The 18,012-nt window shown below is 64.2% G+C and carries 19 protein-coding genes and 2 pseudogenes; 7 read left to right on the top strand and 14 right to left on the bottom strand.

The genetic code is table 11. From position 1 onward, the window contains the following. Positions 1 to 24: 24 nt before the first annotated feature. Positions 25 to 831: an alpha/beta fold hydrolase gene (locus ACRQ5J_RS15075; RefSeq protein ID WP_432377701.1), complete on the top strand. Its 807-nt coding sequence runs from the start codon at positions 25 to 27 to the stop codon at positions 829 to 831. Here ACRQ5J_RS15075 and ACRQ5J_RS15070 read toward each other — a convergent pair. Next, positions 818 to 1,477: an ankyrin repeat domain-containing protein gene (locus ACRQ5J_RS15070; RefSeq protein WP_432377700.1), complete on the bottom strand. Its 660-nt coding sequence runs from the start codon at positions 1,475 to 1,477 to the stop codon at positions 818 to 820. The genes ACRQ5J_RS15075 and ACRQ5J_RS15070 overlap by 14 nt on opposite strands. After that, positions 1,474 to 2,253, bottom strand: coding sequence for a TatD family hydrolase (locus ACRQ5J_RS15065; protein WP_432377699.1), 780 nt, complete (start codon positions 2,251 to 2,253; stop codon positions 1,474 to 1,476). Before ACRQ5J_RS15065 ends, ACRQ5J_RS15070 begins: the two co-directional genes overlap by 4 nt. 142 nt (positions 2,254 to 2,395) lie before the next feature. On the opposite strand from ACRQ5J_RS15065, the gene ACRQ5J_RS15060 reads away from it, so the two are divergent. Continuing rightward, complete coding sequence (locus ACRQ5J_RS15060) at positions 2,396 to 3,601, top strand: cation:proton antiporter (RefSeq protein WP_432377698.1); 1,206 nt, start codon at positions 2,396 to 2,398, stop codon at positions 3,599 to 3,601. Between the two features lie 21 nt (positions 3,602 to 3,622). After that, positions 3,623 to 4,189 (top strand): DNA-binding protein, encoded by a 567-nt coding sequence (locus ACRQ5J_RS15055; protein WP_432377697.1) that lies wholly within the window; start codon positions 3,623 to 3,625, stop codon positions 4,187 to 4,189. 73 nt (positions 4,190 to 4,262) lie between these two features. On the opposite strand, the gene ACRQ5J_RS15050 is transcribed toward ACRQ5J_RS15055, so the two are convergent. Genes ACRQ5J_RS15050 through mltG form a run of 5 tightly spaced genes read right to left on the bottom strand, consistent with a single transcriptional unit; the run spans position 4,263 to position 7,441 of the window. Then, entirely contained in the window at positions 4,263 to 4,400 is a 138-nt protein-coding gene (locus ACRQ5J_RS15050; RefSeq protein WP_432377696.1) for a hypothetical protein, read from the bottom strand. Between the two features lie 2 nt (positions 4,401 to 4,402). Continuing rightward, a complete protein-coding gene (locus ACRQ5J_RS15045; RefSeq protein ID WP_432377695.1) occupies positions 4,403 to 4,786 on the bottom strand; it encodes a PilZ domain-containing protein in 384 nt (127 codons plus the stop codon). Positions 4,787 to 4,797: 11 nt separating this feature from the next. Beyond that, positions 4,798 to 5,823 (bottom strand): DNA polymerase III subunit delta', encoded by a 1,026-nt coding sequence (locus ACRQ5J_RS15040; protein WP_432377694.1) that lies wholly within the window; start codon positions 5,821 to 5,823, stop codon positions 4,798 to 4,800. Positions 5,824 to 5,839: 16 nt separating this feature from the next. After that, a complete protein-coding gene (tmk, locus tag ACRQ5J_RS15035) occupies positions 5,840 to 6,445 on the bottom strand; it encodes a dTMP kinase (RefSeq protein ID WP_432377693.1) in 606 nt (201 codons plus the stop codon). Positions 6,446 to 6,451: 6 nt separating this feature from the next. Beyond that, complete coding sequence (mltG, locus tag ACRQ5J_RS15030) at positions 6,452 to 7,441, bottom strand: endolytic transglycosylase MltG (RefSeq protein WP_432377692.1); 990 nt, start codon at positions 7,439 to 7,441, stop codon at positions 6,452 to 6,454. A 156-nt stretch (positions 7,442 to 7,597) separates the two neighbouring features. Between mltG and ACRQ5J_RS15025 the strand changes: the two are divergent. From ACRQ5J_RS15025 to ACRQ5J_RS15015, 3 genes and pseudogenes are all read left to right on the top strand, one after another. Beyond that, positions 7,598 to 8,613: pseudogene (locus ACRQ5J_RS15025) on the top strand (YgfZ/GcvT domain-containing protein). Between the two features lies 1 nt (position 8,614). Continuing rightward, complete coding sequence (locus tag ACRQ5J_RS15020; protein WP_432377691.1) at positions 8,615 to 8,902, top strand: DUF4936 family protein; 288 nt, start codon at positions 8,615 to 8,617, stop codon at positions 8,900 to 8,902. After that, entirely contained in the window at positions 8,893 to 9,636 is a 744-nt protein-coding gene (locus tag ACRQ5J_RS15015) for an NRDE family protein (protein ID WP_432377690.1), read from the top strand. The genes ACRQ5J_RS15020 and ACRQ5J_RS15015 overlap by 10 nt, the downstream gene beginning before the upstream one ends. Positions 9,637 to 9,696: 60 nt before the next feature. Here ACRQ5J_RS15015 and ACRQ5J_RS15010 read toward each other — a convergent pair whose 3' ends face one another. Continuing rightward, positions 9,697 to 10,920 (bottom strand): ATP-grasp domain-containing protein, encoded by a 1,224-nt coding sequence (locus tag ACRQ5J_RS15010; protein ID WP_432377689.1) that lies wholly within the window; start codon positions 10,918 to 10,920, stop codon positions 9,697 to 9,699. A 100-nt stretch (positions 10,921 to 11,020) separates the two neighbouring features. Here ACRQ5J_RS15010 and ACRQ5J_RS15005 point away from each other — a divergent pair, with 100 nt between their 5' ends. Continuing rightward, positions 11,021 to 11,671, top strand: coding sequence for a flagellar protein FlaG (locus ACRQ5J_RS15005; RefSeq protein WP_432377688.1), 651 nt, complete (start codon positions 11,021 to 11,023; stop codon positions 11,669 to 11,671). Positions 11,672 to 11,679: 8 nt separating this feature from the next. Here the strand turns inward: ACRQ5J_RS15005 and ACRQ5J_RS15000 are convergent, their stop codons facing one another. The 6 genes and pseudogenes from ACRQ5J_RS15000 to ACRQ5J_RS14975 form a co-directional block, all read right to left on the bottom strand. After that, on the bottom strand, positions 11,680 to 12,105 hold the full coding sequence (locus tag ACRQ5J_RS15000; protein WP_432377687.1) for a GNAT family N-acetyltransferase: 426 nt from the start codon (positions 12,103 to 12,105) through the stop codon (positions 11,680 to 11,682). Between the two features lie 36 nt (positions 12,106 to 12,141). Beyond that, entirely contained in the window at positions 12,142 to 13,062 is a 921-nt protein-coding gene (locus ACRQ5J_RS14995) for an SDR family oxidoreductase (RefSeq protein ID WP_432377686.1), read from the bottom strand. Further along, on the bottom strand, positions 13,059 to 14,063 hold the full coding sequence (locus tag ACRQ5J_RS14990; protein ID WP_432377685.1) for an NADP-dependent oxidoreductase: 1,005 nt from the start codon (positions 14,061 to 14,063) through the stop codon (positions 13,059 to 13,061). The genes ACRQ5J_RS14995 and ACRQ5J_RS14990 overlap by 4 nt, the downstream gene beginning before the upstream one ends. After that, on the bottom strand, positions 14,060 to 14,839 hold the full coding sequence (locus ACRQ5J_RS14985; RefSeq protein ID WP_432377684.1) for an SDR family oxidoreductase: 780 nt from the start codon (positions 14,837 to 14,839) through the stop codon (positions 14,060 to 14,062). Before ACRQ5J_RS14985 ends, ACRQ5J_RS14990 begins: the two co-directional genes overlap by 4 nt. 97 nt (positions 14,840 to 14,936) lie before the next feature. After that, a complete protein-coding gene (locus ACRQ5J_RS14980; protein ID WP_432377683.1) occupies positions 14,937 to 16,778 on the bottom strand; it encodes an acyl-CoA dehydrogenase in 1,842 nt (613 codons plus the stop codon). A 2-nt stretch (positions 16,779 to 16,780) separates the two neighbouring features. Beyond that, positions 16,781 to 17,958, bottom strand: a pseudogene (locus ACRQ5J_RS14975) (acetyl-CoA C-acyltransferase). Positions 17,959 to 18,012 lie beyond the last annotated feature (54 nt).

Here is an 18,012-nt window from a genome sequence, read left to right as displayed (position 1 = left end):
TCTCAATGTCTCAACGGAGTCAGCATGTCTGTCCAGTTTCGCAACAACGTCCGCTGCCACGGCGACGGCCCGGCCACCATCATGTTCGTGCACGGCTACGGCTGCGACCAGCAAATGTGGCGCTTCATCTATCCCTCGTTCCTCGGCCGCTACCGGGTAGTGCTGCTCGATCTGGTCGGCAGCGGCGGCTCGGACCTGAGCGCCTACGACCGCGACAAGTACGGCACGCTGCACGGCCACGCGGAGGATGTGCTGGATGTGATCGACCTGTATGCGAAAGCGCCGGTGGTGTTTGTCGGGCACTCGGTCAGCGCCATGATCGGCATGCTGGCGTCCATCATCGCGCCGGAAAAATTCAAGGCGCAAATCATGGTCGGGCCGTCGGCCAGCTATATCAACGACGGCGATTATGTCGGCGGCTACAACCCGGAGGACATCGACGGCCTGCTGAAACTGATGGAAATCGACTATGACAGCTGGATCAAGCGCATGGCGCCGGTCATCATGGGCGCGCCCAAGCAGCCGGCGCTATCGCAAGAGCTGCTGACGCGTTTCGAGCGTAACGACCCGGACATCGCGCGCCACTTCGCGCGCGTCACCTTCACCTCGGACCACCGCGCGGACGTCGAACAGTCCACGGTGCCGGCGCTGATCCTGCAATGCAGCGACGACCTGATCGCCCCGCGCGAAGTCGGCGACTACCTGCACGCGCACCTGGCCAACAGCCAGCTGGCCGTGATCGACAACATCGGCCACTGTCCGCACCTGAGCGCGCCGTCGGCCAGCTCCGACGTCATCAACGACTATCTGGCCGCGCTCAGCGCTGCCTAGCGGCGAGGAAGGCGTTGATCTGCCTGGCGATCCAGGGTTTGTCGGCCTTGGTTGCGAATCCGGCCGCGTTCAGGTGGAAGCCGCCGTCTTTCAGCGTGGCGTCGGCGCCTTCGACCAGCAGCAGCCCGACCACCTCTTCCTGGCCTTCACGGGCGGCGATCATCAGCGGCGTCATGCCGGTGGGCGTTTCAGCGTCGATATAGGCGTGTTTTTCCAGCAGCAGCGAGGTGATCTCGATGCTGCCGGCAGCGGCCGCGTAGTGCAGCGCGGTCCAGCCTTTCTGGTTGACCTGGGCGCCGCGTTCCAGCAATTCCACCACCGCCTCCCGGTTCTTGCGGAAAGCCGCCATCATCAGCGCCGTGTTGCCGTTGGGCGCCTTGGCTTCGAGGTCGATGCCGGGGGTGGCCATCAGCAGCCGGGCAACCTTCATCGCCTCGTAGCGCATGGCGATAATCAGGCCGGTTTCGCCGTTGGCATCGCGCGTGTTCGGATTGACGCCGCGCGCCAGCGCCGTCTTCACGCGGCTGACCGCGTCCAGCTGCGCCGCGCGGATGAAGTCGACCTCGGCGTCGCTCTGCCCGGCAGCGAACGATGGCAGCGCCAGCGCGGCGGCCAGTCCCAGCAGCACCCGGCGGCGCGTCATCATGCCGGCACGCTGAACAGTTTGCGGAAGTTGGCGCTTGTCTGCGCCGCCACTTCCTCGACCGGCACGCCCTTGAGCTGGGCGATGTATTCGGCCACATGGGCGACATAGCCCGGCTCGTTCATCTTGCCGCGATACGGCACCGGCGCCAGGTAGGGCGAATCGGTTTCGATCAGGATGCGCTCCAGCGGCAGGGCCAGCGCCACCGCCTGCAATTCCTTGGCGCTCTTGAAGGTAACGATGCCGGAAAACGAAATGTAGAAACCCATCTCGATGGCCGCCTGCGCCACCTCCAGCGACTCGGTAAAGCAGTGCATCACGCCGGCCACGCCGCCGGCGTCCGTGCCGGCGCCCTCTTCGCGCATGATGCGGATGGTGTCTTCGCTGGCGCTGCGGGTATGGATAATCAGCGGCTTGCGGGTAATCCGCGAGGCCTTGATATGGGTGCGGAAACGCTCGCGCTGCCATTCCAGATCGCCTTCCAGCCGGTAGTAATCCAGCCCGGTCTCGCCGATGGCGAGGATTTTCGGGTCATCGGCCAGCTGCACCAGCTGCTCGACCGACGGTTCCGGCGTGTCTTCATAGTCCGGATGCACGCCGACCGAGGCGTAGATGTGCGGATACTGGTGCGCCAGCGCCAGCACCTGCGGGAAGTCCGGCAAGTCGACCGACACGCACAGCGCGTGGGTCACCTTGTTGTCCGCCATCTTGGCGAGCACTTCGGGCATGCGAGCGGCCAGCTCAGGGAAATTGATGTGGCAATGGGAGTCGATATACATGCCGCGATTGTACCCGATACCGCCATACACCCGATTTTGTGGGAGCGATACCACTGACATCAAGAAATCGCTTTGCAATTTAATAATTTCATTTTAGTATCGGCGCACGGTATGTAATTACGTTACATAAAAAAGGAGACTTATGAGCACTACCGAAATTTTCCTGCTGGCGATGCTGCTGATCTTCGCCGTGCCTTATCTGGTCTGGCGCCTCGGCAGGACCGATTACTTCGCGCCGCTGGTGGTGGTGCAGATCGTCATGGGCCTGATCATGGGGCCCGGCATCATGGGCAGCGCCTTCCCCGACTACCATCGCTTCGTGTTCACGCCGGACGTGGTGAAAACCATCAACGGCATCGCGCTATGGGGCGTGATGCTGTTTGTCATGCTGGCCGGCGTTGAACTGGACCTGCGCAAGACCTGGCTGCACCGCCGCGAAAGCTTCACCACCGCCGGCCTGTCGCTGACGGTGCCGCTGATCTGCGGCTGCGCCGCCGCGCTGCTGTTGCTGAACTACGAAGGCTGGAAAGGCGCCAAGGCGGCCGACTGGCAATTCATGGTTGGCACCGGCATGGCCTGCGCCGTCACCGCGCTGCCGGTGCTGGTGATGCTGCTGGAAAAACTGGAGATTCTGCGCCAGCCGATGGGCCAGCGCCTGCTGCGCTACGCCAGCCTGGACGACGTCGCCATCTGGGGCGTGCTGGCGCTGCTGATGCTGGACTGGGAACGCGTCGGCCGCCAGGTCGGCTTCCTGGTCGCGTTCGGCGTGCTGACCTTCCTGTTCCGTCGCCTGATGGCGCGCCTGCAACAGAACGACCGCTGGGCGATCGCCCTGATCTGGCTGATCCTGTGCGCGTTCGGCGCCGACTGGGCCGGCCTGCATTACATGGTCGGCGCCTTCCTCGCCGGCGTGGTGATGGACGCCGAATGGTTCGGCCAGGAAGCGCTGGACGCGCTGTTCAAGAACGTGCTGCTGATCATGATGCCGGTGTTCTTCCTCAGCACCGGCCTGCGCACCAAGTGGGATGTGGGCGGCTATTCGGTGTTCTTCGTCGCCGGCCTGCTGATGCTGGCCTCGGTCGGGGGCAAGGTGGCGGCGGCGCACATGGCCGGCAAAATCCTGAAGTGGAAGGATGGCGAGGCGTCGATCATCGGCTGGCTGCTGCAATCGAAAGGCCTGATCGAAATCGTGTTTGCCAATATTCTGCTGGACAAGCAGATCATCACCAGCGAGACCTTCACCGCGCTGCTGCTGATGGCGGTCGGCAGCACCATGTTGACGATTCCAATGGTGCACCCTAAACTCAATCGTGCACAGAATCGCGGGCTAGTGGGACAAGCCAGCTAGCAAACAACAAAGGATGGAGACATGGCGCGTACCGGATTAACCAAGGCAGAAGTCAAGGCCAGCCGCGACCGGCTGCTGGCCGGAGGGCGCTACCCTTCCGTTGACGCGGTCCGCCTGGACCTGGGCACCGGGTCCAAGTCCACCATCCACAAGCATCTGAAAGAGCTGCACGAGGAAGACAGCCACGCCGGCGGCATCAAGCGCGACGACACCGAACGCAGCCTCAACGCGCTGGTCGAACAGCTGGCCGCCCGCCTGCACGACGACGCCGAGCGGCGCTTCCGCGAATTGTGCGCCGGGCAGGAACTGGCGCTGCAAGCCAAGGATCGCGAGCTTGCAGCGTTGCGCGCGACCGTCGCGCAGCTCTCGGCGCGCATCGATGAACTGGAAATCGACGCTTACGCCAGCCTGCCGCACGAGCACGGCTTCGGCGACTTCAGCCAGCTGCAAGCCGGCACCCGCTGCGGCACCAATGACAGCACGCCGTTCAGCATGGTGCTGTCCGGCGGCCGCAGCTCGGTGTTCGATGTCGATACGCCGCTGCCGGCCGGTCCGATCCAGCTGGCGCCGCGCACGCTGCACGGTTAGCCAGGCCTGCCCGCTCGCTCGGCCAGCAGGCGGTCCGCCAGCGCGAGAATATCGTCGCGCATCGCCAACTTGCTCATCCAGTCGGCCGGAAGCCGGTCATCTGTGCGAAGCTGCCGCGCGGTTTGAATTCGACGGCGCCGACCGCGTCGCCCAAGCCAGGCCAGCCAGCCAGCGCGCCACGGTAGCGGCTATGCTCAGACAACAACATCATCATTAAAGCGTGTGGGTAGCGCGCGATGAGCGCAAGGCTGCGCCGAGGATTTCTTCGATGCGCAGGCGGGCGCGGCGGCCGCTCTCGTCGTCAGGGAAATGCACGCCGATGCCTTGCGCCTTGTTGTGGTGCGCGCCGGGCGGCGTGATCCAGGCCACCTTGCCGGCGATCGGGTATTTGTTGGGATCGTCCATCAGCGCCAGGATCAGATAAACCTCGTCGCCCAGCTTGTAGGGCTTTTGCGTTGGCACGAACATGCCGCCGTTCCTGAGGAAAGGCATGTAGGCGGCGTACAGCGCCGCCTTTTCCTTGATTGCCAGCGACAACACCGTCGGCCGCGGCGCCATCGACGCGGTGTTCGGAGGGAGCGGGCTGGCAGCGGACATGAGCTTACCTTTCAGGCACAGCAGTTGGCATAGTCTAGCAGCATATCCTCCAGGAACAGCTTGGGCGACAGCGGATGGTCCGAGGTTGCGCGCCGCTCGTTCGCGCTCTTGATCGCGGCCAGCAGGCGGCTGACGTGGATCTTGTCGGCCAGGCTGGCCAGCTCTTTCTGGTAACGCGGATAATACCGGATGTTGCCCGCCAGTTTGTACGAAAACACATCGTAAAGCCAGCGCTGCAACCATGAAACCGGGCCCGACAGCGGCACCTTCTGCAATTTGTCGGCCACTTTCAAGGCCGCTTCGACGCTCGGATGGGCCAGCAGTTGCAGCAAGGTTTCCAGATCGTCACGGCTGCCGGCCTCGGCCTGCTGCAATGCCGCCAGTGGCGCGCCGCCCTGCTCGCGCAGCCAGCTGTCGGCGTCGGCCACGCCCTGCGCCTTGAGCCAGGCCAGCGCCTCGTCGTGACCCGGCATCGGCAGCGCGAACTTGCGGCAGCGCGACAGGATGGTCGGCAGCAAGCGGTCCAGGCTGTTGGAAGCCAGCAGGAATACGGTGCCCGGCGGCGGCTCTTCCAGCGTCTTCAGCAAGGCGTTGGAGGCGGCGTTGTTGAGCGCTTCGGCCGGGTACAGCACCACCACGCGCAAGCCCTGGCGGTGGGTCGAAATATTCATGAAATCGGCCAGCGAGCGGATCTGCTCGATCTTGATTTCCTTGGATGGCGTCTTGGACTTGGCGGCCTTCCTGGTTTCGCCGTCGCCCTCTTCGTCGACCGGCTCGTCTTCCATCGACTCCGGCCGCACGCGCCGGTAGTCCGGGTGATTCTGCTGCGAGAACCAGCCGCAGGAAGCGCACTGGCCACAGGCATGGCCGTCCGCCAGCACCGCCTCGCACAGCAGGCCTTGCGCGAAGGTTTCAATGAAATCGGACTTGCCTATCCCGGCGGCGCCATGGAACAAGATGGCGTGCGGCATGCGCTGGCGCAGCGTTTGCAGCTGCTGCCACGACGATTCCTGCCACGGGTAGATGGAATTACTCATTATTCAGTATTCTATTTCAAAAGAACGCGTCAAGGATGGCGGCGATCTGCTGCTGGATGGCGGCGATGCTCTGCGTCGAATCGATCACGCGGAAGCGCTGCGGGAACTCGGCCGCGCGGCGCAGATACTCGTTGCGGGTGGCGGCGAAGAAATCGGCCTGTTCCTGCTCGAACTTGTCCAGTTCGCGGGTGGCGTCGAGCCGGGCGCGCGCCACTTCCAGCGGCACGTCGAACAGCAGCGTCAGATCCGGTTGCAGCGCCGGATGCACCCATTGTTCCAGCGCCTCCAGCCTGGCCAGGCTCATGCCGCGGCCGCCGCCCTGGTAGGCGAAGCTGGAATCGGTGAAGCGGTCGGAAATGACGCAGGCGCCGCGCTGCAGCGCCGGCTCGATCACCTGCGCGATGTGCTCGCGGCGGCTGGCGAACACCAGCAGCGCCTCGGTTTCAATATGCATTTTTTCGTGCAGCACGAGGTCGCGCAGTTTTTCGCCGAGCGGCGTGCCGCCCGGCTCGCGCGAGCTGACCAGCTCGATGCCGCGCTGCCTGATGTAATCGGCGACGAAGGCGATGTGGGTGGACTTGCCGGCGCCATCGATGCCTTCAAAGGTGATAAATTTGCTCATTGCTTCTTATCGTTGATACTGGTTGACTGCGCGGTTATGGTCGTTCAGATTGTCCGAGAACTGGCTGGTGCCATTGCCGCGCGAGACGAAATACAGCGCTGCCGTCCTGGCCGGCGACATCGCCGCCGTCAGCGATTGCACGCCCGGCAAGGCGATCGGCGTCGGCGGCAGGCCGGTGCGCGTGTAGGTATTGTACGGGGTGTCGGTTTCCAGGTCCTTCTTGCGGATCTTGCCGTCGTACTTCAGGCCCATGCCGTAGATGACGGTCGGATCGGTTTGCAGCAGCATGCCCAGGCGCAGGCGGTTGACGAACACGCCGGCGATCATCGCCCGTTCGGACTTCTGGCCGGTTTCCTTTTCAACGATGGACGCCATCGTCAGCGCCTCGTACGGCGACTTGTAGGGCAGCGCGGCGTCGCGCTTGGCCCAGGCGTCGTTCAGCCGCGTCAGCATCATCACATGCGCCTGCTTGTAGATTTGCAGATCGCTCGCGCCTTTGGCGAACAGATAGGTATCGGGGAAGAACAAGCCTTCGGCCTGCTTGTAGTCGGAGGCGATGGCGCTCAACACTTCCTGGTCCGACATCGCCACCGTGTCGTGCTTGAGGCCCTTGTGCGCGGCGATGGCCGCCCGCATCTGGCGGAAGGTCCAGCCCTCGATGATGGTCAGCTGTTCCTGCGCGAATTCGCCGCGCGCCAGCTGGTCGATCAGGCGCAGCGGCGTCGAGCCGGGCTTCAGTTCGTAGGAACCGGCTTTCAGCCTGGCGCTCTTGTTGGTCACGCGCGCCAGCAGGTTGAACAGCAATGGCTGGATCGGTACGCCAGCCTCGGCGATCTGCTGGCCGGCGGCATGGGCGCCGCTGCCGGGGGTAATGGTGAAGTCGATGGCCTCGGCTTCATCGGGAATGATCGGGGCTTGCGACCAGTACGCAAAGTAAGCACCGCCGGCGAGCGCCAGCACGAAACACAGTCCTATTATTTTTTTGATAAAAGCCATTGTGAAAGCCGTATTGTTGGATCAAGTCGCACAGCTTGCCAGTTCTTGGCTGGGTCCGCCAGTGCCGCGTTTTGTGCGGCATCTGACGCGATCTTCGCGACATCACTATAATGAGCCCGTAATGATAATGCTTTCACCGTCAAATAATTGAAAATTATGTCTTCTTGGAATGAACTTTTAGCGCAGCAAGCCGCTCCCCTGGGCGCCACGCAACTGGCAGCAGGCTTTGTTGCCCCGATTACCGACCTGGGCCTGATCGCGCTCGACGGCGAAGAATCGGCCAGCTTCCTGCATAACCAGCTGACCAATGACGTTGAACACCTGGGCCAGCGCGAAGCGCGCTGGCCGGTTACTGTTCGCCGAAGGGCCGCCTGCTGGCGTCTTTCCTGATGTGGCGCAGCGATACCACTATCTTCCTGCAACTGCCACGCGACATCCAGGCGGCGGTGCAAAAGCGCCTGTCGATGTTCGTGCTGCGCGCCAAGACCAAGCTGAGCGACGCCACCGCGCTGCCGGCCAACGCCGTGGTGCTCGGCCTGGGCGGCGGCTTGGCCGAGGCCGCGCTGCAAACCTGGTTCGACGCCCTGCCCGCCACGCCGTTCGCCAAGCTGGATCACCCGCTGGGCACGCTGATCCGCGTTGCCGATGCGTTCGGCGCGCCGCGCTATCAATGGCTGCTGTCGGCCGAAACGGCGCAGAACGTGGTTGCAGAGCTGGCCGATAAGCTCAACGTCGGCACCAACGAGGCCTGGCAACTGTCGGAAATTCACGCCGGCATTCCGGTGATCGCCAAGGCCACGCAGGAACAGTTCGTGCCACAGATGGTCAATTTCGAGCTGCTGGGCGGAGTCAATTTCAAGAAAGGCTGCTATCCGGGCCAGGAAATCGTTGCGCGCAGCCAGTATCTGGGCAAGCTCAAACGGCGCACCACGCTGGTCAGCATTCCCGACCTCACGGCAGCGGCCGGCCAAGAAGTATTCGCCACGGCCGATCCCGAGCAGCCGTGCGGCATGATCGTCAACGCCGCGCCGAACGGCCATGGCGGCGTCGATGCGCTGGTGGAAATGAAGCTGGCGGCCATCGAGGGCGGCTCGGTGCGCCTGGGTTCGGCGCAAGGACCGGCGCTGACCTTCCTCGACATGCCTTACGTGCTTGAACCGCTCGACCTCTGACATGGACCTGTATATCTACTACAAGGTCAAGGAGGCCGACGTGGCCCGCTTGCTGGCGGCGGTTGCCGGCATGCAGGCCGCACTGGCGCAGCGCCACGGCGTCGCTTGCCAGCTCAAGCGCCGTCCCGGCGCCAAGGAAGGCTTGCAGACATGGATGGAAGTGTACGCCGCCACGCCGGACGGATTCGCGGCAGCCTTGCAGCAAGCCGTGGCCGAAGCTGGCGTGGACCAGTACACCACCGGCCTGCGCCACACTGAAGCGTTTATGGATGTCGTCCCATGTGCCTGATTGTTTTTGCCTGGCAGGTGGTGCCGGCGGTGCCGCTGATCGCCGCAGCCAACCGCGACGAGTTCTACCAGCGCGCCACCGCCCCGGCCGCGCCATGGCCCGAGCATCCGCACATCTACGCCGGCCGCGACTTGCAGGCCGGCGGCAGCTGGATGGGCATCACCAGGCCCGGCGATGATGGCGGGCCGTCGCGCTTTGCCGCCATTACCAACATTCGCGCGCCTGCCCAACACAAGGACAATGCACCGTCGCGCGGCCAGCTGGTGGCCGACTACCTGGCCGGCGGCATGACGCCGGAAGCCTACGTCGAAGCGATTCGCCCGGGCGCCGACCAATACAACGGCTTCAACCTCGTGCTGGGCGACCGCGATACGCTGATCTGGTACTCCAATAAGGGCGACAACGATCCGCGCAACGGCAAGCCGCTCGCGCCCGGCGTCTACGGCCTGTCGAACGCGCTGCTGGATGCCCCATGGCCGAAAGTGGTGAAGACCAAGGCCCAGTTCGCCAGCCTGCTCTGCCTGGGCGCCCCGGACGAAGCCTTCTTCGAGATGCTGTCCGACACGGCCCAGGCCCCCGACCTGCGCCTGCCGGAAACCGGCGTGCCGCTGGACCTGGAGCGCGCGCTGTCGGCCGTCTGCATCGAAAGCCCTGGCTACGGCACCCGCACCTCCACCGTTGTCAAACTCTACGCCAACGCTCCGGCCACGCTGGAAGAAATGCTGATCCACTGACGCGCTTAGCCGCAATAAACCTACCCGGCTCAACACGGCTAACAACCGGCGCAGCCCACGCTACGCCAGCAAACCGGCTTTCTTCGAACGCTGCAACAGTGCCCGGAAGGCCGCAAACACCTTCTGCAGCGCCGGAATTTTGTAGGGGAAGATCGGCTCCGGGTCCATGGCATGGACGATCATTGCGTTGTCGAGCTCGAAAATCAGCAACTCGCCGTTCGGCATCTCAGCGCAATCGATGCCCAGATACGGCAAGCCCATGCGCTGATCGATGGCCTGCAGCGCCGCCCTGTGGCGCTGTGCGAAGCTGGTGTCGAACGCGGCCATCGCGGCCGCCTCCTCGTTGCGTTTCTGCGCACTATCGGTCATGCCAGCGTTGAGATTCCAGTTCGTCGAAACGGCGTAGTCGCAGATGAAGGGCTGACCTTCAATCAGCACGATACGGTATTTGCGGAACAGCCCGTCCGCGCTACGGTAATCGACAAAGCGCGACACGTAAAACTGCGGCCCATGCACATCCTTCAAATACCTGCCCAGCGCCGCAGGCGTGTCGAGCTTCTGCATATTCGTGCCCGCATGCGAGGCCAGCGGCCGGACAATGATCGGGAAAGCGCCATCCAGCAACAGCGCTTCGATCGGCAGCGCGCCGGAGGCAACCGAATTCAGCGCGCCCAAGCCGGTGCGCACCGTCACCGGTACTTCCACGCCCGGCATATTGCGCAGCGCCGCGCAGACGCCATCGCGCGACAGCACGCGGATCTTTTCCGGCCGGTTGATGACCGGCCGTGGCCAGTCGCTGGTGTATTCAACCAGCCGCTGCAATAGCAGCTGGTTGGCTTCCGATTCGGCCACCGCCACCAGCATCACATCATGTTCCGGCACCTCATCGGGAAAATCCTCGTCCCCGCGCAGGTACAGCAACTCCAGCGTGACATCGCTGTTTTCGACCAGGAATTCAACCGGCGTATTAGCCATCAGATCGCCCGGTCCCATCAACACGAGCAAGGTCAGCGCCGGCGCGCGCCGCGCGGCGATGGTGTAATGCGGCTGCAACATGATCGCCTCGGCCTGTACCGCCAGCGCGTCGTCGCGGTCGCCGGTCAGTTGCAGCACGGTCGAGAAATCCATGTAGGCATGGGCGTCGTTCGGATAGGCCTGGGCGCGCTCCAGCAGCGTTTGCCCGACCGGCGACAGGTCTTCGCCGGCAAACGCGCGGCGCATCAGCGGCGCCACGCCGATCAGCGGCGCGTTGTGGCGCCCGATAATGCTTGCATCAAATGTCATCCGGACTCCATAAGCGCGTTACCCAGTGTCAGCACCGCTTGCAGCAGCGCGTCGATCTCCTGCTGCCCGATGCGGTGGTTGACGATCACCAGCTCCCCCGATGGCTGTTGCGGAGGGAGCGGCAATCCCGGACACCTGCGACGCGGCGATCAGCCCGGCGTTGAAGGCGCCAGTGGCTGCGGCCGTGCGCACCTGCGGACGCATAGCCCACCAGTTCGAGGAATTGCTGGCAATCCGCCGGGTCCAATGGACCGGCAAAATTTTCTTGCGTTTTCTTCACTATTTGACTCAACTTTTTCTCAGACCTGCCGTTACCTCCTGTAGCGGGGCAATCCCAACCAATGAACTGCCCCACTTTCAGGAAGGAAAACGACCCATCATGGACACGAGCAACATCTACGGTTTCGCCGTGCTGCCCGCTACCGCCGCCACGTCGGTGGCAACGTCCGCGCCGGCCTCCGCGAGAACCGCCGGCGCCGAATCCGCAAAGGCTATTGTCGCCGCGAATGAAGCGCCCGCGTCCCGCCCGCTGAGTAAAACTGAGTTAAAAAACTCGGTTGAGGCGATCAACCGTTTTCTTGAGAACAATAGTGAGGTGCATTTCAGCATCGACGACGACAGCGGCGTGTCCGTCATCAAGGTCATCGATACTGAAACCAAGGAGGTCTTGCGCCAATTCCCTTCCGAACAATCGCTGGAAATCGGCAAGAATCTGACGACGAAAGGCCTGCTGATCGACAGCGAGGCCTGATTCGTGTTTTAGAAGTTGCGCTGCATATTGATGTGGGCGATGCCCGCCTCGTAAAACTCTTCCCCTTCGATGGCAAAGCCGTGGCGCTGGTAGAACGGCGCCGCATGCGTCTGCGCGCTCAGCGCCACATGGTGGTCGCCGCGCACCTTGGCCTGCTGCATCAGCGCCTGCAACAAGGCGCCGCCGACGCCGCTGCCGCGCGCAACCTGGCGCACCGCCATGCGGCCGATATGACCGTCCGGCAGCAGGCGGCCAGTGCCGACCGGCGTGCCTTCGGCATCATAGGCGACCGCATGCAGGCACAGCGCGTCCATGCTGTCCATTTCCAGCTCGGCAGGAACGCCCTGCTCCTCGACAAAGACTTCGGTGCGGATGGCCTTGGCGTCGGCGCTCAGCGTACCCCAGTCTCCCAGGGTGATTTGGTACGTGCTCATCGCATTTCCTTTCGACGAAAATACGATTGTCGCACGTCAACCCGCCGGCTTGGAAGCCCCCTGGATTTTGGCGCGCAACAGGTCGCGGATGTGCGGCGTGGCGGCATAGGGATCGGGCGGATTGTCGCCCGCCACCACGCTCTCCAGGTTGACGCGCACGCCGACCAGCGCGTCCGGATGCGAATAAATATAAAACTTGCCGTCGGCGATAGCCTTGAAGGTGAGTTCCGCCACTTCCCCGGCCGACACCTTGCCAGACGACACCGCCTTGTCGGTCATGAACTGGGCCGCCACCTGGCTGGCGGTCGGGCCGGCCGTCATCCGCACGTCGTCCGGGCGGTTGCGGTGCGACTGGCTGATGCCGGTCGGCACAAAGTACGGGCATAGCACCGAGGCGCCTATCGGCGCGCCGACCAGTTGCAGGTCGTGGTACAGCGTTTCCGACAGCGACACCACCGCGTGCTTGGAAACGTTGTAGACGCCCATCGCCGGTGCGTTCAGCAGGCCGGCCATCGAGGCCGTGTTGACGATGTGGCCTTCAAAGGCGCTGTCGCACGCGGCGGCGTCGAGCATCAGCCTGGTGAAGATGCGCACGCCATGGATCACGCCCCAGACGTTGACGCCCATCACCCATTCCCAGTCCGCCTCGGTGTTTTCCCAGATCAGCCCGGCCGAGCCGACGCCGGCGTTGTTGAACACCAGATGCACGACGCCGAACTCGGCCACGGCAGCGTCGGCCAGCGCCTGCACCTGCTCGCCCTTGCGCACATCGCACAGGCGTGAAATGACACTGGCGCCCTGCGCGCGCAGCTCTTCTGTGGCCTGTTCCAGCGCGTCGGCCTGCACATCGGCCAGCACCAGCTTCATGCCTTCGCGCGCGGCGACCTGCGCAAATTGACGGCCCAGACCGCTTGCACCGCCGGTAATCACCACGACTTTGTCTCGGAATGTTTTCATATGAGCTTCACCAGTTGTTTGCCAAAGTTATGCCCTTGAAGCAGGCCCATGAACGCTTGCGGCGCGGCGGCCAGGCCATCGGCCACCGTCTCGCGGTACTTGATCTGACGATTGGCGACCAGCACGGCCAGCTCCTGCAAGCCCTGCTGCCAAAACTCCATGTGCTCGGTGATGATGAAACCGCGCAGCGTCAGGCGGTTAATCAGCAGCACGCGCGCATTCTTGATCGGCATGTCGGCGCCGTTGTAGCCGGCGATCAGCCCGCACAGCGCGACGCGGGCAAAGGCGTTGGTGCGCGCCAGCGAGGCGTCCAGGCAGGCGCCGCCGACGTTTTCGAAAATGGCGTCAACGCCGTCCGGCGTGGCGGCGGCCAGCCCGGCCTCCAGATTGCCGGCCTTGTAGTCGACGCAGGCGTCGAAGCCCAGTTCATTCACCACGTACTCGCACTTCTCCGGCCCACCGGCGATGCCGACCACGCGGCAGCCGCGCAGCCGCGCCAGCTGGCCGACCACGCTGCCGACCGCGCCGCTGGCGGCCGACACCACCACCGTTTCGCCGGCGGCCGCCTCCATGATCTGGTTAAAGCCGTACCACGCCGCCATGCCGGGCATGCCGACCACGCCAAGGTAGGCGGACAATGGAATGCGCGTGGTGTCGAGCTTGCGCAGCAGCACGCCGTCCGACACCCCCATTTCGGCCCAGCCGAGCATGCCGCTGACGTAGTCGCCGGCCTGAAAGAATGCGTTGCGCGAGGCGAGCACCTGGCCGACCGTGCCGCCGATCATGGTTTCGTCCAGCGCCTGCGAGGCGGCGTAGCTGGCGGCCTTGCTCATGCGGCCGCGCATATACGGGTCCAGCGACAGATAGTGATTGCGGATCAGCACCTGGCCATCGGCCAGCTCGGGCACGGGCACAGTCTCCAGCCGGAAGTTTTCCGGCGCAACCGCGCCACGCGGCCGCGCCGCCAGCACGATGCGCTGGTAAGTCTGGGGAATGCTCATACCGCCGACACGCCTCCGTCCACCGCCAGAATCTGGCCGGTGATGTGCTTGCCCGCGTCAGAAGCGAACAGGACGGTGGCGCCTTTCAGGTCTTCATCGTCGCCAAGCCGGTTCAGCGGCGCATGGCCGGTCAGCTGGTCGCCCATCGCCGACAGCAGGCCCTTGGTCATCTTGGACGGGAAGAAGCCCGGCGCCAGCGCGTTGACGGTGATGCCGTGGCGGCCCCACTCCCCGGCCAGCGTGCGGGTGAAGTTGACCAGCGCGCCTTTCGAGGTGTTGTAGGCGATAGTCTGCATGGTGCCCGGCGGGTTGCCGGCCAGGCCGGCGATCGAGGCGATATTGATGATGCGGCCGGACTGGCGCGGTATCATCGAGCGCTTGCCGACCAGCTGCGACACCACGAAGATGCTGCGGATGTTCAGGTCCATCACCTTGTCCCAGGCTTCCAGCGGGTGGTCTTCGGCCGGCGCGCCCCAGCTGGCGCCGGCGTTGTTGATCAGGATGTCGATGTGGCCGAGGTGGCCGATGGCGGCCTCGACCAACGCTTCGGCCTGCGGCTCTTGCGACAGGTCGGCGGCGACCGCGTGGGCGCTGATGCCGCGCTGGGTCAGGAAGGCGACGGCCTCATCGAGTTCGGCCTGCTTGCGCGCCGAGATGACGACCTTGGCGCCCTGCTCGCCCAGTGCCAGCGCCATCTGCAGGCCGAGGCCGCGCGAGCCGCCGGTGACCAGGGCGGTTTTGCCGGCCAATGAAAACAGTTCTTGGGTAGTACGCATTATATTGTCTCCTTGTACGCCCGCCGTCGTCCCCGCGAAGGCGGGGACCCATGCCGGGCAAGCGATCCATCGACTCCCGCCTGCGCGGGAGTGACGGTCAAAACCACGCATCCTTCATATCCAGCGTGGTGGTATCTACACTGGCCAGCAACGCCAGCTGCGGCCCGACCTTCGGCAACTCCCACTGGAAGAAATACAGGCAAGCCTGCAACTTGCCGCGATAGAAATCCGTATCGCCGCTGGCCAGCGAGGCCGCCGCCAGCAAGGCCTGCTGCAACCAGATCCACGCCACCACCACATGCCCGACGGCTTCCAGATACAAGCTCGCGTTAGCCAGCGTCTTGTTCAAATCGCCGACAGCATACAGCTTCTGCGTCACTTCTTCCACGTTCCGCCAGGCCTGTTCCAGCGCGTCCGCATGCGCCAGCAATTCGACGCTGATGGTGGCCAGGCCCGGACCGACGGCGTCCGGCGCGCCGACACTACCGCGTACCTTGCGCACCGTCTTGCGCAGCTCGGCGCCAAAGGCGCGGAACAAGGCGCCGTCCTGCAACGTCACCTTGCGGCCCAGCAGATCGAGGCCGTGGATGCCGTGCGTGCCCTCGTGGATGGCGTTCAGGCGGTTATCGCGGTAGAACTGCTCGACGTTGTACTCGCGCGTGTAGCCGTAGCCGCCGTGCACCTGGATCGCCAGGCTGTTGGCCTCGACGCACCATTGCGATGGCCAGGATTTGGTCACCGGCGTCAGGAAATCGAGCAGGCGCGCCGCGTGTTCGCGCGCTTCCGGCGTTTCCGCGGTGTTCTGCTCGTCGACCAGGCGGGCGCTATACAGCACCAGGCCGAGGCCGCCTTCCACATACGCCTTCTGCGCCAGCAGCATGCGCTTGACATCGGTGTGCTGAATGATCGGCAACTGCGGCTGCGACGGGTCTTTCTGCGCCGGATGACGGCCTTGCGGACGGTTGCGCGCATATTCCAGCGCATGCAGATAGCCGGTATAGCCCAGCACCGCCGCGCCAAGGCCGACGCCGATGCGCGCCTCGTTCATCATGTGGAACATATTGGCCAGGCCGTGGTGCGGCTTGCCGACCAGGTAGCCGATGGCGCCGCCGTTTTCGCCAAAGTTGAGCAGGCAGTTGGTGGTGCCGCGATTGCCCATCTTGTGGTTCAGCCCGGCGAGCGCGATATCGTTGCGCGCGCCGAGGCTGCCGTCAGCGTTGACCAGGTACTTCGGCACGATGAACAGCGAAATGCCTTTGACGCCGGCGATCAGCTTGCCATCTTCGCCGGGTATCTTGGCCAGCACCAGGTGGATGATGTTTTCGGCCAGTTCGTGCTCGCCGCCGGATATCCACATCTTGTTGCCGCTCAGGCGATAGCGGCCCTCGCCGTCCGGCACCGCGCGGGTGGTGATGTCCGACAGGCTGGAACCGGCCTGCGGCTCGGACAGGCACATGGTGCCGAAGAAGCGGCCGGCCAGCATCGGCTTCACATAAGTCTCGATCTGCTGCGGCGTCGCGCACTTGAGCAAGGTGTTGGCATTGCTCATCGTCAGGAAGGTATAGGCCGAAGTGCTGACGTTGGCGGCGGTAAAGTAGGCGGCCAGCGCTTTCTCGACCACGACCGGCAGCTGCATGCCGCCGCGTTCATAGTCCTGGCCGGCAGCCATCAGGCCGGCCAGCGAGAACGCGTCCAGCGCGGCTTTCACCTCGGGAATGATCTGCACCTTGCCGTCGACCACATGCGGCTCGTTGCCGTCCGCCTTCTTGTTGTGGGTGGCGAACAGGTCGGTGGCGAGCCGTTCGGCGGTATCGAGCGCGGCGTCGAAGGTCTCGCGGTTGTGTTCCTCGAAGCGGGCGCGGCGCGTCAACGCCTCCGCGTCCAGCCATTCGTACAACATGAACGACAGGTCGCGGCGCGACAGAATGGTCGAGCGCATGCTTACACCACTTCGAACAGGCCTGCCGCTCCCTGGCCGCCACCGATACACATGGTGACCACCACATACTTGACGCCACGGCGCTTGCCCTCGATCAGCGCATGGCCAACCAGGCGCGCGCCCGACACGCCGTAAGGATGGCCGACCGCGATGGCGCCGCCGTTGACGTTGAGGCGGTCCATCGGAATGCCCAGCTTGTCTGCGCAGTACAGCACCTGCACGGCAAACGCTTCGTTCAGCTCCCACAGGCCGATGTCCTCGACCTTGAGGCCGGCTTTTTCAGCAGCTTGGGCACGGCGAATACCGGGCCGATGCCCATCTCATCCGGTTCGCAGCCGGCGACCGCGAAGCCGCGGAACACGCCCAGCGGCTGCAAGCCCTTGGCGGCGGCAGTCTGCGCGTTCATCACCACGGCCATCGAGGCGCCGTCGGAGAACTGGCTGGCGTTGCCGGCGCTGATCACGCCGCCCGGCAGCGCGGTACGGATCTTGGCCACGGCCTCATAGGTGGTATCGGCGCGGATGCCCTCGTCGGCGGCGATCGTCACCAAGCGCGACAGCAGCTGGCCGGACGCCTTATCGGCCACGCCCATCACGGTGGTCATCGGCACGATCTCGGCATCGAACAGGCCTGCGGCCTGGGCGGCGGCGGCGCGCTGCTGGCTCTGCGTGCCGTACTCGTCCTGGCGCTCGCGGCTGATGTTGTAGCGCTTGGCGACGGTTTCCGCCGTTTGCAGCATCGGCCAATAGATTTCCGGCTTGTTCTTCGACAGCCAGACTTCCTTGTACATATGCATATTCATCTCCTGCTGCACGCAGGAAATCGACTCGACGCCGCCGGCCGCGTAGATCTCGCCCTCGCCGGCAATGATGCGCTGGGCGGCGGTGGCTATCGTCTGCAGGCCGGACGAGCAGAAGCGGTTGATCGTCATGCCGGCGGTGGTCACCGGGCAGCCGCCGCGAATGGCGATCTGGCGCGCGATGTTGCCGCCGGTGGCGCCTTCGGGATTGGCGCAGCCGACCAGCACATCCTCCACCTCGCCGGCCTCCAGATTGGCGCGCGTTATGGCTGCCTGCAACACATGGCCGCCGAGGGTGGCGCCGTGGGTCATGTTAAACGCACCCTTCCAGGACTTCGCCAAACCGGTACGGGCGGTAGAAACAATGACGGCATCGATCATGAGAGTCTCCTATAGTGAAGTGTTATTCAAACCAGAATAGCATAGTTTTAGTAC

This window comes from Duganella sp. P38 (assembly GCF_050859475.1).
Lineage (GTDB): Bacteria > Pseudomonadota > Gammaproteobacteria > Burkholderiales > Burkholderiaceae_D > Rugamonas.
The sequence above is the reverse complement of the archived record's forward strand: the minus strand, read 5'-3'. Positions and strand labels throughout refer to the sequence as shown.